Consider the following 15,170-nt stretch of genomic DNA (forward strand, 5'->3'; position numbering starts at 1 on the left):
GGGAATGCTCGACTGTGGAGTGGACGAGGAGGTGCGGGGCATGGGACGCCGGATCGTTGCGTTGACGCTGGACAACCTCACGGACCTGCCGTCGACCTGCCGCTCCTGCGTGTTCTGGGAGCTGGACCCGGTCAGCGGCCGGGCGGCGGTGGAGTCCGGCAAGCCCGAGCTGGAGAAGGAGGGGTGGATCTCCGCCGTGCTGCTGGAGTGGGGGTCCTGCGGCCGGGTCGTCTACGTGGACGAGCAGCCGGCCGGCTTCGTGCTCTACGCCCCGCCCGCGTACGTGCCGCGTTCGCAGTCCTTCCCGACCAGCCCGGTGGCCTCGGACGCCGTCCAGCTGATGGTCAGCCGGGTGCTGCCGGGCTTCCAGCGGCAGGGGATCGGCCGGGTGCTGGTGCAGACGGTGGCCAAGGACCTGCTGGGCCGGGGGTTCCGGGCGATCGAGGCCTTCGGGGCGGTGGGGCGGCAGCCGGTCAGCTGTGTGCTGCCGGCCGAGCACCTGCTGGCGGTGGGCTTCAAGACGGTCCGCCCGCACCACCGCTACCCGCGGCTGCGGCTCGAGGCGCGGACCACGCTCTCCTGGCGGGGGGACGTCGAGGGGGCGCTGGAGCGGCTGCTGGGCGGCGGCCGGAAGGAGCCGGCACTGCGGCCGTTCTGAGCGCTCCCCGTGGCTTCCGGGAGGCACCGGGAGCCACGGGCAACGGACGAGGGCGGGACTCCCGGTGGGGAGTCCCGCCCTCGTGGCGTTCCGGGGGACGGACCTAGATCAGGCCGTCCAGCTCGCGCAGCAGCGCGGCCTTCGGACGGGCACCGGTGATCTGCTTCACCGGCTCGCCGTTCTTGTAGAGGATCAGGGTCGGGATGGAAATCACGTTGTACGTCGCGGCGGTCTGCTGGTTCGCGTCGACGTCGAGCTTGGCGATGGTGAGCTTGTCGCCGTGCTCGGCCGCGATCTCCTCCAGGACCGGGGCGACCTGACGGCACGGGCCGCACCATTCGGCCCAGAAGTCGACGAGAACGGGCTTGTCGCTCTTGAGGACGTCCGCATCGAACGTCGCGTCGGTCACGGTGGTGGTGGCGCCGGCCACGGTCACTCCTAGGGGTCAAGCGGGCGAGGGGCTGCCAGGTCTACAACACCGCACGGGGCGGATCTGTTTCGTCCCGGCGGGGCGGGTGTGTTCCACGTGGAACACACCCATCCGGACGGTGGATCGCTTCGGGTCAGACCGCCACGGTGACGGCCTGGGCCTCCAGGTCGGCCAGCGAGGCCAGGTAGCGCTCGGCGTCCAGGGCGGCGGAGCAGCCGGTGCCGGAGGCGGTGATGGCCTGGCGGTAGGTGTGGTCGACGACGTCGCCGGCGGCGAAGACACCCGGGATGTTGGTGCGGGTGGAGGGGGCCTCGACCTTGAGGTAGCCCTCGGCGTCGAGCTCCAGCTGGCCCTTGAAGAGCTCGGTGCGCGGGTCGTGGCCGATCGCGATGAACAGGCCGGTGACCGGGAGCTCGCGCAGCTCGCCGGTGGTGGTGTCGCGCAGGGTGACACCGGTCAGCTTCGGGTCGCCGTGGATGGCCTCGACCGCGCTGTCCCACTCGAAGCTGATCTTCTCGTCGGCGAAGGCGCGCTCCTGCATGGCCTTGGAGGCGCGCAGGGTGTCCCGGCGGTGGATGACCTTGACGCTGCGGGCGAAGCGGGAGAGGAAGGTCGCCTCCTCCAGGGCGGTGTCGCCGCCGCCGACCACCGCGATGTCCTGGTCGCGGAAGAAGAAGCCGTCGCAGGTCGCGCACCAGGAGACGCCCCGGCCGGACAGCTTGTCCTCGTTCGGCAGGTCCAGCTTGCGGTGCTGGGAGCCGGTGGTGACGATCACCGCGCGGGCCTTGTGGACATTGCCCTCGGAGTCGGTGACGGTCTTGATGTCGCCGGTGAGGTCGACCGAGACGATGTCGTCGGGGATCAGCTCGGCGCCGAAGCGCTCGGCCTGGGCCCGCATGTTGTCCATCAGCTCGGGACCCATGATGCCGTCCCGGAAGCCCGGGAAGTTCTCGACCTCGGTGGTGTTCATCAGCGCGCCACCGGCGGTGACGGCACCCTCGAAGACCAGGGGCTTGAGGGAGGCGCGGGCCGTGTAGAGGGCGGCGGTGTACCCGGCGGGGCCGGAACCGATGATGATCACGTTACGGACGTCGCTCACTGCATCTCCTGGTTCGCATCGCGACCCGCGTTTGCTGCGGGGAGGGCGGTCCTGCTCCGCCGCCCGGGACAACGACTGACCAGTGTCTCGCATTCCCAGGGGGATCAGTACCAGGCGCCCGCACTGTGGGAGTGTCGCGCGGCCCGGGGCATGGATCGCACGGGAACCACCGGTCAGGGCGCGGGGACGGTCAGATGGCGCAGGACCGGTCCGCAGTCGGGGGCGCGGAGGTAGACGTCCAGCAGCTCGGGACGGCCCGGCATGGCGTACACCAGGAGGTCCGCGGCGGCGCCCGCGTAGCTGCCCCGGTCGGTGGCGAGCAGGGCGGCGGAACTGGCGGGCGGGCAGGCCGGGGTGGAGCGGTTGCCGCCGACGAGGCCCTGGCCGCCCTCCGCGGGCGGTACGGCGGTTGCTCCGGGGGCCTCCGCGGGGTCGGTGGCGGCGGGGCCCGAACCGGGGACCGCGGAGGGCTTGACCGGGTGGGAGGTGCCCGCGGCGGCGAGCAGCTGCCCGACCTGGGCGGCGAGCCGGTCGTCCTGGTAGACCGTGCCGCCGGTGGAGCGGTCGGTCTTGGCCCCGGCGGTGGAACTCTCCGGGGCGGGGGTGCCGGCGGCGGGGGTGGCGGCCGCGTCGGCGGTGGTGCTGAGGTCCTGGCGCCCGGGGGAGGACAGGGACAGGAAGGCGCCCCCGAGGCCGAGGACGAGCAGCGCGGCGGCGGAGCCGAGCAGCAGGGCCCTCCGCCGTCCGCGCCGGGACCGTCCCGGGCCGGTCCCGGCGGCGGGGCGGGACGGCGGGGCCTTCGGTGGCGCGGTGGGCGCGGGCCGGGCGGCCGGCACAGCCGGTGCCGCGGCGGGCACGGTGGCAGGCACGGCGGCCGTGGGCGGTCCGGCGGCGGCCGCGAGGGCGGCGTCGATCCGGGCGGCGACATCGGCCGGCACGGCGAGGGGCTCGGCCGCGCCGAGCAGCGCCCGCACCTCGGTGAGCGCGTCGACGGTCTCCCGGCAGTCGGCGCAGCCGGCCAGGTGTTCCCGGAGCGCCTCGGCCTCGGCGGGGGCGAGCAGGTCCTCGGAGAGGTCGGCCAGCTCGTCGACCGAGGGGTGCGGTCCGGCGGTGGGGTCGGAGGAGGAGGGCGGTGCCGTCATCGCGTGCTCGCATCTCCTTCCAGAATCGGCCGGGCTGGATCCGGGGCTGTCCCTGTGACGGTGCGGCCGCCGGGTGGGTTCCCGGGCGGTCGGGAGGTGTTTCCCGAGGGCGGTGTTTCACGTGAAACACCGCTCCCCCGCGACCCCGGGTCCGGCTCCTCGCGCAGGTGCCGGACGAGCGGCAGCAGCCGGGCCCGGCCCCGGGCGCAGCGGCTCTTCACCGTGCCCACCGGGACCCCCAGCAGCTCGGCCGCCTCGGCGACCGGATAGCCCTGCATGTCGACCAGGACCAGCGCGGCCCGCTGCTCGACCGGAAGCTCGGCGAGCGCGGCGGACAGCTCGCGGTGCACCTCGGCGCGCACCACCGGGGAGTCGGCCGGCTCGGCCGAGCCGACCAGGGCGTCCAGCCGCTGCGGATCGTCGTCCAGCGGCTTGGTGCGGCGGGTGGCCGCCCGGCGGGCGCGGTCCAGGCAGGCGTTGACCACGATCCGGTGCAGCCAGGTCGTGACGGCCGAACGGCCCTGGAAGGTGTGGGCGGACCGGAAGGCGGAGACCAGGGCGTCCTGGAGGGCGTCGGCGGCCTCCTCGCGGTCGCCGAGGGTGCGCAGGGCGACGGCCCAGAGCCGGTCCCGGTGGCGGTTCACCAGCAGGCCGAAGGCCTCCCGGTCGCCGCCGACGTGCCGGGCGAGGAGCGCCGCGTCGTCGTCGGCCCGCTCCGGTCCGTCCTGCGCCACGTCCACCCCTCGCCGTTCGTGCTCCGCCACCGCAGTCGGCGGGTCAGCCGAAGACCTTCACGTCGCCGAGGAAAGCCTGGTACTTGCCCGGGTTCGGACCGCTGTCCGGATTCTTGGACAGGTTGGTCAGCCAGATCAAGAGATAGCGGGTGGTGACCGGGCTGTCCAGGCTGTACTCGACCGCTGTGCCGGCCTTCTTCCCCAGGACGGTGAAATCACCCGGCTTGGCGGTCTGCGCGTTGCCGACGGTCTTGCCGGGCATCCGGAGCTCGGCCGTGGTGGCGGTGCTCCACTTGAGGGTCACCTTGGAGACCGTCTGCACCGAGCCGAGGTCGAGCAGCAGCCCGGTGCCCTCCTTGGTGCCCGGCTTGGACCCGAACGCGTCGCTGTACCAGTTGGTCTGCCACTCGCTGGCCGGGTCGTCGTCGATGGCCTTGGGCAGGCTGGCCGCGCCGTCGGCCTTCTCGCCCAGCGGGTTGTAGGACAGTGCGTCCTTGACCGGGATCGGAGCCGGGTCGTGGGTGGCCGCGTGGGCGGTGGGGGTGGCGGAGGTGGAGCTGGCCTGGGGGGAGGCGACGGCCGTGCTCCCCGGGCGCAAGCTGTCCACCAGCTGCCAGGAGGCGAAGCCGATGGCGCCGAGGGCGACCGCCGACGCGGTCACCTTGACCGCCGTGCGCAGCCGCCGCCCGCTGCGCCGCACCGGGGCGGCCACCGGGGTCGGCGCGGTGCCGGGGGCGGCGACCACCCGGGTCGGGTTGGGCGCGGTCGGCAGCGCGTGGGTGTTGTGGCGCGGTGGGCTGGTGAAGGCCGGGAGCTCGGGCTGGGGCTGGCGGATGCGCGGCATCAGGGCGATCGCCCGGGCCAGCCCGTCGGGGGTGGTGATCGGCTCGGCGTGGTGCGGCGGGTGGTCGAGCAGGGCTCGGGCGGCCAGCTCGGAAAGGCCCTTGTGGACGCCGGCGCGGACCTGGTCCGGCGCCACGTCGCGGAGGTTCCTGGGCAGGCCCTGGAGGTCGTAGCGGTCCTCGGGGTAGGGCCAGCGGTGGGTGAGGGCGGCGAACAGCAGGGCGCCGATGGCCCGGGTGTCGACACGCTCGGCGTCCTCCCCGCTGCCCTCGCCGGTGAGGCCGCGCAGCGCGGCGTCCACCGCGATGCCGTTGATCCGGTACTGGCCGCTGTCGGTGCGCAGCACGCAGCGCGGGGTGAGCCGCAGATGGGCCTGGCCGCGCCGGTGGGCGGCCGCCACCGCGTCGGTGACCTGGCGGACCATCTGGTAGGCCTCGTGCGGCTCCAGCGGCCCGTCGGAGAGCAGCTTGGCGAGGTCGGAGGCGTGCGGCAGCCACTCCCGCACCACGTAGACCAGCTCGCCCTCCTGGACGGCGTCCAGGACCTGTACGAAGCGCGGGTCGCCGAGCAGGGCGGCGGACTTGGCGGCGGCCAGCACCTTGCGGGCGCGCTGGTGGCCGGAGGCCATCAGGTGGACCCCGACCGCCCGGCGGAGCTTCTCGTCGACCGCCCGCCAGCTGCTGAAGGTCTCGGTGGAGGAGATGCACTCCTCCAGCCGGTAGCGGTGGCCGATCATGTCGCCGCTGCGCCGCTGCGGGGCGGGCAGGGTCTGCGGCAGGGTGGCGGTGTCCCGGGGGTCGTGGGTCGGCTGAGGGTCCCGCGGGGGGCGCTTGGCAGGTGCTGCGGCGGCGGCCGGGCCGGGGTCGGTCCGGCCGGCGGCGGCGTCGCCCGAGGCCAGTTCGGCGGCGATCTCGGAGACCGACAGCGGCGCGGTCGTCTCGGAGGTCCCCTCGCCCGGGGCCGGTGCGGTCGTGGCGGGTGCGGTCGGGGCCGGAGCGGTCGCGGCGGGCGTGGCGGGCGCTGCCGGCGCTGCCGGGCGCGCGGCCCGGGCCTCCCCGTCGGTGGTCCTCGCGCCGGTGGTCCCGGCCTTGGCCCCGGCGGCCGCGCCGCCGTCGGTGCGGTCGCTGCGGCCGTCCTTCTCCGCGGGGGAGCCGGCCGCGGTGGCCCGGGCCGTGCCGTCGGCGAGTTCGTCGATCGCCGCAGCGAGCGCGGCCTCGTCCGCCGCCCCGTCAGCTGCCGATGTGTCGACGACCGCCTTGGTGCCATCAGCCACCGTGGTCCTGCCTCCCCTTGTGTCGCCCCGGGCCTGAGAGAGAGTCGTTGGAGCGCATCGGCGGGTGACTCCGGTGCTCCAGGACAATTGTGCCCACTGTTCTCCACCGGGTACGACCGCCGAAAGGTCCGCGCGGTTGCCTGATGGTGGAGAGATGTGGTGCAGATCCGACGCCGGGCCGCCCTGCCGGGCCCGGGACGACCCGGGGTCCGGTGGCGGCCCGACCCCGGGTCAGCGGCCGAGTCGGCCGCGCACCATACCCAGCATGGCGTTGAGTTCCTCGATCCGCAGCCGCTTCGCGATGAGCACGAAGACGGCCAGCTGGAGTCCGCCGGCCAGGACGACCGTCAGCACCGCGCCGGCCCAGCCGCCGACGACCTTGGTGACCGCCAGGCTGACGGCCAGACCGACCACCGCGGCGGGTACGGAGGCTGTCGTGAGGCGGGAGTAGGTCTTGCCGATCCGCTTGGTGTCCAGTCCGCCGATCTTCTTCTTCAGCTTCGGCACCGCGACCGTCACTCCGATGGCGTACGCGAGACCGTAGCCGAACGCCATCCCGGTGACCGTCCACTCCGGGGGCAGGAGCACCCAGCAGAGCAGCGAGAAGCCGGCCTGGCAGGCTGCCACCCACACGGTGTTGGAGAACGGGGTGCGGGTGTCCTCGTAGGCGTAGAAGCCGCGGAGCATCACGTACTGCGCCGAGTACGGGATCAGGCCGAGGGCGAAGGCGGAGAGCATCAGGCCCACGTTGCGCGCGTTGTCCATGGCGGTGTCGCCGCCGCCCACCGCGTAGATGGACTGGCCGATGGCCGGCCCGAGCGCCAGGAAGAGGAACGAGGCCGGGACGACCGCGACGGCGGTGGTGCGCAGTCCGTAGGAGATGTCGTCGCGGACGGCGCCGGCGTCCTCGTCGGCGGCCGCGCGGGACAGCCGGGGCAGCACCGCGCTCATGATCGAGACGGTGATGACGGCCTGCGGGAGCTGCCAGATCAGCAGCGCGTTGGAGAAGGCCGCGAGGCCGACGCCGCCGTGGCCGCCCGTCTCGGCGTCGGCGCCGGCGGCGGTGGCGAGCTGGGTGATGACCAGGTAGCCGGCCTGGTTGGCGAGGACGAAGAAGAACGTCCACTTGGCCAGCCGGGCGGCCTTGCCCAGGCCGTGCCCGCGCCAGTCGAAGCGCGGCCGGAAGGAGAAGCCGGCCGCCCGCAGGTACGGGATCATCGCCAGGGCCTGCACGGCGAGGCCCACCAGGGTGCCGATGCCGAGCAGCCGGACGCCCTCGGGGGTGATCGTCTCCGGCTTGACGTGGGTGCCGTCGAAGCCGCCGTAGACCCAGATGTAGGCGCCGAAGGTGAAGATCACCACGAGGTTGTTGAGGACCGGGGTCCACATCATCGCGCCGAACCGGCCGCGGGCGTTGAGGATCTGGCCCATCACCACATGGATGCCCATGAAGAAGATGGTCGGCAGGCAGTACCGGGCCATGGCCACGGTGGTGTCCGCGCGGGCCGGGTTCTCCATCATCGGGTGGGCGATCAGCTGGACCAGCAGGGGCGCCCCGAGCACGGCCAGGAAGACCACGCCGGCCAGGCCGACCATCACCAGGGTGAGCAGCCGGTTGGCGTAGGCGGTGCCGCCGTCCGCGTCGTTCTTCATGCTGCGGACCAGCTGCGGCACGAAGACGGCGTTCAGCGCGCCGCCGCCGATCAGGATGTAGAGCAGCGTCGGCAGGGTGTTGGCGGCGTTGTAGGAGTCACCCATCACGGCGATGCCGATCGCGCCGGCGATCACCATGGTGCGCAGGAAGCCGGTGCCCCGGGAGACCAGGGTGCCGGCCGCCATGATCGCGCTGGAGTTCAGCAGCGAGGCGACCTTGCCGCCGGCGGCGGGCTGCGCGGCGGGCGCGGCCGGAGCGGCGTCCGCGGGGTGGGCCTGCTCCTCCGCCACGAGGTCGGCGAGCGGCTCCACGGCGGGCGGCAGCTGCACCGCGGCCACCTGGAGGGTGGCCTCCTCCTCGGAGAGCGGCGGGTCGAACTCGATCGGCGGGACGAACGGCCTGGGGCCGTCCTGGCCGCCGCGGCCGCCGTGGCCGTACGCGGGCTGCGGCCCGTGCTGTCCCGGGTACGCGCCGGCCGGGGGGAACGGCGCGGGCGGGACGGACGCGGCCGGCGGCTGCGCGCCGGGCTGCTGGACCGGGTACGGCTGTCCGGGGTGCTGCTGGCCGGGGGACGCCTGGGCCGGCGGGCGCGGGGCCTCGGCCGTGGTCCGGCCGCCGCCGAACAGCGAGTCCACCCCGACGTACTCGGTGGACTCGGAGTCCCAGGCGGAGTGCGCCGGGCCGGGCTGCCACTGCTGCTGCTGCCCGCCCCAGCCCTCGGCCGGGGGGGCCGGGGCCGCGGGGGCGGCCGGAACGCCCGGCTGCTGCGGCCGGTCGTCGCGCCAGTCCGCCCGCGCCGGGGTGTCCCAGCCGGGCTGGACCGGCGGCACCGGCGGGCCGAACGGCGTCGGCGGCACCGGGTAGTCGCCGCCCTGCGGCGGCAGCTGCGGCGGCACGTCGTACGCGGCCACCGGCTGCTGCGGCGCGGCGGGCGGGGCGGTCCGCAGACCGTACGGGTCCGGCTCGCCCGGACCGTCGCGGTACGCGTCGGCCGCGTACGGGTCCTGGGCGTAGGTGTCGGCCACGTACCAGTCGCCGGACGGCGACTCGGCCCCCGGACGGCCCTCTCCGCGGCCCGGAGGCCGCTCCTCGCTGCGCCCGGTCATGTCACCTCTTCGCTGTCGTGGGGAGGCCGCTCCGGAGTCGGGCGGTATCGGCGCTGTCAAGGACCAACCTTCTCATCACTGGTGGCCCGATCCCGGCCATCCGCGCTGCTGCCGCGCGGTGTCCGCGCCGCTCCGTCCTGTTCCGGCCGCTCCGGGCCGGCCGGGCGGTCTGCGTCGGCGGCGTCGGCGGCGGTCCCGGGGCCGTCCCCGCCTTCGCCCCGGCCCGGGCCGTCGGTGTCGTCCGGGCCGGTCCCGCCGTCCTGCGGGGCGAGCGGCGCGTCGCCCTCGTCGCCGTGCGCCACCCGCCGCTTGCGCTGGCGGACGAACCGCAGCGCGGCGAGCAGGAGCAGCAGCGCGGCGCCGCCGAAGACGTAGAGCACCCCGTTGGTCACCGAGGTGACCTGGACGGTGAAGGTCACCGGTTCGCCGTACTTCTGCGGGTTCGGCCCGGTGGTGTAGAGCTGGGCGGTCATGCTCACCGGCCCGTTGTTCTTCGCCTCGGCGGGGAAGCGCAGGGTGACGCTCTGCGAGGCGGGCAGCACCAGTTCCTCGGTCGGCAGCTCGACCCGGAGCCGGTTGGGCTGGGCCGGGGTGAGGACCAGCTTGAGGTTGGTGACCGTCTGGGTCAGGTCGTTGCGGACGCTGACCTGGAGCACTCCGGTGTCGCCCGCGAAGGTGATCTCCCGCTTCGGCGGCACCTTCACCGCGCCGGTCAGCTCCTTGAGGTAGCGCTTCACGCCCTCCCGGTAGTCGGCCCCGGCCGAGCCCTCGGTGCGCCACTCGGTTGACAGCGAGCGGACCATGGCCGCGCTGAACGGGCCGCGCACGCGCTGCGGCAGGGTCAGCACCCGCATCAGCGTGTCCAGGTCGGTCTGGATCCGGGTGGTGGTGGTCAGATCGAAGGCGGACAGCTCCGAGTCGCGGGCCCGGGCCGGGTAGTCGGCGGGGCCGGGGACGGCCGCGCTCGCCCTGGGGTCCGGCGGCAGCTGGGCGAGGGCGTCCAGCTTGACCGGCTCCACCCACTTGCCGTCCTGGGCCGCCTGGAGGGCGCTCGCGAGCACCTTGGCGGCATCGGCACCGAGATCGCGCGGCGGCATCACCAGCAGGCCGCGCGGGTTCTGCGGCTCCTGGCGGGAGATCACGAAGGTCTCGGCGAGGAACCGCTGGACGGCCCGGCTCTGCTCCTCCTGGGTCGTGAGCCCGTCCTCGAACAGCGAGGAGATCAGCTGGTCGGCGACCACCGCGGTCTGCCCGTTGCCGATCGGCCGGGCGGCCGAGGGGGTGTACTTCAGCGCGTCGGACTCGGGCATGCCCGCGCCGTTCACCAGCACCAGGCTGTTGCCGGTGCGCTGGGCGACGGCGGCGATCCGCTGGTCCAGGTAGCCCCGGTAGGGCCAGGCGACATCGGCCCGGGTGTCCACCGACAGCCGGCCCTCGACGGTCAGCCGACCGGCCGTGGCCGCCTTGCTGAGCGCGGTGTCGATGCCCTCCAGCTCGGGGGCGTTGTGCGCGATCGAGGCGAGGTCGGGATCGGCGTACGGCAGCGCCACCACCTGGCTGCCCGGCTTGGCCACGGCGGCCCGCAGCTTCTCCAGCCAGGCGGTGGCGGCGGCGGTGCCGGTGCCGGGGACGGTGTTGTCGTCCTTGGCCGCGTTGCCCTCGGTGCCCGGCTTCTGCACCACGTAGCGCTTGGTCATCGCGAACGCGGTGTCCAGCAGGTCCGGGTCCACCACCCAGGTCAGCCCGGTCAGCGCGGCGCCCGTGTCGACCAGCGCGTACAGCCGGCCGCCGGGGGCGAACTCGGCGGCCAGGCTGTCGTCCCGGAGCACCGGGACGGTCTGGTCGTTCTCGGAGAGGGTCTGCGCGGCCAGCACCGGCGCGTGCACCAGCGGCCAGAGGGTGGTCACCTTGGACGGCTGGGCGTCGGCCGGGGACGGGTTGTAGGGCAGGAAGCTGCGGGCGATGCCCAGCGGCCGGTCGCGCTGGTTGTCGGCGGTCGTGCCCCAGACGTCCACCGCCAGCTCGTACACGCCCTCGCCGGAGAACTGCAGGTCGGCGACGGCGACGCTGAGGGTGTACGGCTGGCTCTGGCCGGGGCCGAGCTCGTTGAGGGCGTACTGCGGGCTGTCCATCGAGATGCCGTCCGCGTTGAGCGGGACGCTCCGCGAGGACACCGAGGCGAGTTCGCTGCGGGTGGTGAGCGGCTTGCTCGGCCAGGGCCGGCGGACGGCCGCGTGCGCGGACTTCAGCACCGACCTGCCGGCGTTGGTGACGTGCCCGGTGATGGTCACGGTGCCGCCCGGGACGGCGACCGGCTTGTTCACCGACTCGATGGTCATGGTCACCGGGAGCTCGGCGCTGACCGCCGTGTCGGCGACCGGCCTGGTCCCCCCGGCCGGGGCCGCGTCGGCGGAGCCGCCGGGCAGCGCCGAGGCGAGCACCAGCGCGGCGCCGAGCGCGCCCGCCAGCCGCCGGACGGTTCGTCCCAGGACCCGCCCGGGGCGCCCGTCCGGCGCCGGACCGGGGTGCCGTGCCGGCTCACTCACGCGGTTCGCCCTCGCTCACGGGTTCGCCCTCGCCGTTCTCGATCGCTGCTGCTGCTGCCGTGCTGCTGCGGATGTTCCGTCGGCCGTGGGATGCCGTGAGGATCAGCCGTGAAGAAAATGCGGCGGTCCGGTGCCTCGGTGGCCGTGGCGGCGCACGGCACCGCGGCCCGTGCTCGGTGCATCCGGACTCGTTCCACCGGCATGGTAACGATGTGGTGAGGGGTGCGGTGTTGCGGGCCGGGGAGTGAGCCGGTGGAAACACGCGGGCGACCGGGCCGCCGGGCCACGTACCCTTGTGAGCCGTGTCCACTGCCAATGAGCCCACCGCCCACCCGACCGGCGCCCATCATTCCAGTTCCGCCGTCCAGGTCGTCCCCGGCCTGAGCGAGGCGCAGACCCTGGGTCTGCAGGAACTGCTGCGGGTCTCCCCGGTCGCCGACGAGATCGCCCGGCGCTTCCAGGCGGCCGGTCACCGGCTCGCACTGGTCGGCGGCTCGGTCCGGGACGCCCTGCTGGGCCGGCTCGGCAACGACCTGGACTTCACCACCGACGCGCGTCCGCAACAGGTGCTGAAGCTGGTCAAGGGCTGGGCCGACGCGGTCTGGGACGTCGGCATCGCCTTCGGCACCGTCGGCGCGCGCAAGGACACCCCGGAGGGTTCCTTCCTGATCGAGATCACCACCTACCGCTCCGAGGCGTACGACCGCACCTCCCGCAAGCCCGAGGTGAGCTACGGCGACACCATCGAGCAGGACCTGGTCCGCCGCGACTTCACGGTCAACGCGATGGCCGTCGACCTGCCCGGCCGGGGCTTCGTCGACCCGCACCGCGGTCTGGACGACCTGGAGGCCCGGGTGCTGCGCACCCCCGCCACGCCCGAGGAGTCCTTCTCCGACGACCCGCTGCGGATGATGCGGGCCGCCCGGTTCGCCGCCCAGCTGGACTTCGAGCCGGCCCCCGAGGTGGTCGCGGCGATGACCGCGATGGCCGAGCGGATCACCATCGTCTCCGCCGAGCGGGTGCAGGCCGAGCTGAACAAGCTGCTGCTGGCCGCGCACCCGGTCAAGGGCCTGCGACTGCTGGTCGACACCGGCCTGGCCGACCACGTCCTCCCGGAGCTGCCGGCGCTGCGCCTGGAGCGGGACGAGCACCACCGCCACAAGGACGTCTACGAGCACTCGCTGACCGTCCTGGAGCAGGCCGTCGACCTGGAGCAGGACGGGCCCGACCTCACCCTGCGACTGGCCGCGCTGCTGCACGACATCGGCAAGCCCCGCACCCGCCGCTTCGAGCAGGACGGCCGGGTCTCCTTCCACCACCACGAGGTGGTGGGCGCCAAGATGACCCGCAAGCGGATGCGCGACCTGAAGTACTCCAAGGAGCTCACCGAGGACGTCTCGCGGCTGGTCGAGCTGCACCTGCGCTTCCACGGCTACGGCGGCGGCGAGTGGACCGACTCGGCGGTGCGCCGCTACGTCACCGACGCCGGCCCGCTGCTGGAGCGGCTGCACAAGCTGACCCGCTCGGACTGCACCACCCGGAACCGGAAGAAGGCGGCCGCGCTCTCCCGCACCTACGACGGCCTGGAGAGCCGGATCGAGGAGCTCAGGGAGCAGGAGGAGCTGGACGCCGTCCGCCCCGCGCTGGACGGCAACCAGATCATGGAGCTGCTCGGCCTCAAGCCCGGCCCCGCGGTCGGCAAGGCGTACAAGCACATGCTGGAGCTGCGGCTGGAGCACGGCCCGATGGAGCACGACGCGGCGGTCGCCGCGCTGCGCGACTGGTGGGCCGCCCAGCAGTAGGGCACACAGTGCCGCGAGGGGTGGTCCCGGGTTCTCCCGGGGCCACCCCTCGTCCGTGCGCGGGCCGGTCGGCGCGGGCCCGGGTACGGGCCCGCGCCCGGGCTCAGAGCTTCTTCAGGCAGAGCACGAAGCTGAGCGCCTCCGTGCTGGACTCACGGGTGTAGGTGCTCTCGGCGCCGGTGACGTTCTCGCAGGCCTTGTCGTTGTCGCTGGTCCCGTAGACCTTCTTGAGCACCTTGTACTGGGCCTTCGGGTCGCCGCAGGGCAGCATGGTGATCCGCGGGCTGGCGTCGTGGGTGGCGCTGGTGCCGTTCTCGTTGCGCAGGCAGTCGCCGGCCTTGGCGGTGTCGATGTCGCTGGCCACCTTGGTGGCGGACGGCGTCGGCAGGGTGATCGTCGGCACCGGCACCGCCGGCGCCGTCGCCGCGGGCACCGTCGCCGCCGGGATGGACGGGAAGGTCGGCGAGGGGAAGGTCGGCACGGTCACCGAGGGCATCACCAGCGGGCGGTGGGAGGTGTCGTGCTTGGTGGAGGCGAAGAGCGCGCCGGTGGCGATCAGGACGATCCACGAGCCGATCCCGAGCACCGGCAGCAGCAGCATGAAGATGTGCGGCCGCTTGGTGAGCGGCACGCCCGGGTCCAGCTGCGGCCCGTGGGTGCCGGGCGCCGGCGGCGGCAGGTCCTTGATCTTGTTGTGGGCGGCGAGGTTCCGCAGCAGGGTGACCACGGTGAAGATGCCGGAGAGGTAGCTCCACCAGCCCTGCACCAGGGTGCGGGCGGACATGTCGCGGACCACGGCGGTGCCGCAGGTGCGGCAGAACGGTCCCGGCTGCTTCAGGAACCGCATGATGATGATGATGCCCTGGTGGCCCCGGACGGTGGTCTCGACGGCCGGGAAACCGCCGCAGAACCGGCACACCGGACCGCCGTGCGGGGCGGCGTAGCCGGCCGGCGCGGGATAGCCCCCGGCCTGCGGCGGGTAGGCGTAGCCCCCCGGCGGGGCCTGGGCGGGCGCGCCGTAGCCGGGTGCGGCCGGCGGCGGTGCGGCCGGGTAGCCGTAGCCGGCCGGGGGCGGTGCGCCCGCCGGCTGCGGGGCCGGCGCGCCGGCGTACGGGTTGCCGGTGGCGTACGGGTTGGCGCCGTCGGCGGGCGGCGGCGAGCCGTACGGCATCTGGGGCGGAACGGACAAGGGGATCCCCCGGGGAATTCAGGTGGCGGACGGTCAGGACTTCTTGACCGGCGGGACGCCGGCGAGCGGGCCGAGGCAGAGCACGTAGCGCTTCTTGTTCCAGCGGCGGCCGCTCTTGCCCGAGACGGTGCTGGTGGTGCCCGCGCTCTCGCGGCACCTGCTGGTGTCGGTGGTGGACTCGAACTTGGCGAGCACCTTGTAGTTCGCCTTGCTGTCGGTGCACTTGACCACCGAGACGTCGCGCGAGCCGGAGGCCTTGACGCAGTCGCCGGCCTTGGCGCTGCTGACGCTGGGGCCGGTGACGAAGTAGCCGACGATGAGGGCGATCACACCCAGGACCAGTCCGACCGCCTTCAGCCGGGCCTTGCCGCGGCCCTTGGCGGCCGGTCCGGGCTGCGGCGCCGCCGGCGGGTAGCCGTGCGGCGAGGGCGGTCCGTAGGGACCGGGCGCCTGCGGGGCCTGCGGGTACGGCGCGGGCGGGTAGGGGCCCTGCGGCTGGACGGGCTGCGGGTAGGGCTGGGCCGCCTGCGGCGCCGCGGGGTAGCCGTAGCCGGGCGGGGGCGGCGGTGCGCTGTAGCCCGCGGGCACCGGCTGGGGCTGGCCGTACGGCTGGGGCACCGGGGGACCGTAGGGCTGCGGCGCGGCGCCGTAGCCAGGAGGCGGTCCGTACGGACTGGGTGGTGTGCTCATCAGA

General features: G+C 74.2%; 11 protein-coding genes. 2 read left to right on the plus strand and 9 right to left on the minus strand.

Annotated elements, in window-relative coordinates:
* Nucleotides 1-40: 40 nt before the first annotated feature.
* Entirely contained in the window at nt 41-658 is a 618-nt protein-coding gene (locus tag ADK60_RS00245; RefSeq protein ID WP_053642217.1) for a GNAT family N-acetyltransferase, read from the plus strand.
* Nucleotides 659-761: 103 nt separating this feature from the next.
* On the opposite strand, the gene trxA is transcribed toward ADK60_RS00245, so the two are convergent.
* The 7 genes from trxA to ADK60_RS00280 all read right to left on the minus strand — a co-directional run bounded on the left by trxA (nt 762) and on the right by ADK60_RS00280 (nt 11,485).
* Complete coding sequence (trxA, locus tag ADK60_RS00250; RefSeq protein WP_045938899.1) at nt 762-1,088, minus strand: thioredoxin; 327 nt, start codon at nt 1,086-1,088, stop codon at nt 762-764.
* A 133-nt stretch (nt 1,089-1,221) separates the two neighbouring features.
* The gene (trxB, locus tag ADK60_RS00255) at nt 1,222-2,187 is read right to left on the minus strand and encodes a thioredoxin-disulfide reductase (RefSeq protein WP_045938898.1); all 966 of its coding nucleotides are present in this window, start codon (nt 2,185-2,187) and stop codon (nt 1,222-1,224) included.
* A gap of 173 nt (nt 2,188-2,360) precedes the next feature.
* The gene (locus ADK60_RS44345) at nt 2,361-3,329 is read right to left on the minus strand and encodes an anti-sigma factor family protein (protein WP_053642219.1); all 969 of its coding nucleotides are present in this window, start codon (nt 3,327-3,329) and stop codon (nt 2,361-2,363) included.
* Complete coding sequence (gene sigM, locus ADK60_RS00265; protein WP_107084126.1) at nt 3,326-4,063, minus strand: RNA polymerase sigma factor SigM; 738 nt, start codon at nt 4,061-4,063, stop codon at nt 3,326-3,328. Before sigM ends, ADK60_RS44345 begins: the two co-directional genes overlap by 4 nt.
* A gap of 43 nt (nt 4,064-4,106) precedes the next feature.
* Entirely contained in the window at nt 4,107-6,179 is a 2,073-nt protein-coding gene (locus ADK60_RS00270; RefSeq protein ID WP_053642221.1) for a protein kinase family protein, read from the minus strand.
* Between the two features lie 231 nt (nt 6,180-6,410).
* The gene (gene murJ / locus ADK60_RS00275; protein ID WP_053642223.1) at nt 6,411-8,939 is read right to left on the minus strand and encodes a murein biosynthesis integral membrane protein MurJ; all 2,529 of its coding nucleotides are present in this window, start codon (nt 8,937-8,939) and stop codon (nt 6,411-6,413) included.
* A 56-nt stretch (nt 8,940-8,995) separates the two neighbouring features.
* Nucleotides 8,996-11,485, minus strand: coding sequence for a DUF6049 family protein (locus tag ADK60_RS00280; protein WP_053642226.1), 2,490 nt, complete (start codon nt 11,483-11,485; stop codon nt 8,996-8,998).
* Between the two features lie 380 nt (nt 11,486-11,865).
* Between ADK60_RS00280 and ADK60_RS00285 the strand changes: the two genes are divergently transcribed.
* Nucleotides 11,866-13,287, plus strand: coding sequence for a CCA tRNA nucleotidyltransferase (locus ADK60_RS00285; protein WP_045938915.1), 1,422 nt, complete (start codon nt 11,866-11,868; stop codon nt 13,285-13,287).
* Nucleotides 13,288-13,390: 103 nt separating this feature from the next.
* Here ADK60_RS00285 and ADK60_RS00290 read toward each other — a convergent pair whose 3' ends face one another.
* A complete protein-coding gene (locus ADK60_RS00290; RefSeq protein WP_159400244.1) occupies nt 13,391-14,476 on the minus strand; it encodes an LppU/SCO3897 family protein in 1,086 nt (361 codons plus the stop codon).
* Between the two features lie 33 nt (nt 14,477-14,509).
* Nucleotides 14,510-15,094: an LppU/SCO3897 family protein gene (locus ADK60_RS00295; RefSeq protein WP_053642230.1), complete on the minus strand. Its 585-nt coding sequence runs from the start codon at nt 15,092-15,094 to the stop codon at nt 14,510-14,512.
* Between the last annotated feature and the right edge of the window lie 76 nt (nt 15,095-15,170).

It is taken from the genome of Streptomyces sp. XY431, from assembly GCF_001279805.1.
GTDB classification, from domain to species: domain Bacteria; phylum Actinomycetota; class Actinomycetes; order Streptomycetales; family Streptomycetaceae; genus Kitasatospora; species Kitasatospora purpeofusca.

Coding starts and splice junctions, on each gene's coding strand:
- ADK60_RS00245 (WP_053642217.1), top strand. CDS start 41: ATGGGACGCCGGATCGTTGCGTTGACGCTGGACAACCTCACGGACCTG.
- ADK60_RS44345 (WP_053642219.1), bottom strand. CDS start 3,329: ATGACGGCACCGCCCTCCTCCTCCGACCCCACCGCCGGACCGCACCCC.
- murJ (WP_053642223.1), bottom strand. CDS start 8,939: ATGACCGGGCGCAGCGAGGAGCGGCCTCCGGGCCGCGGAGAGGGCCGT.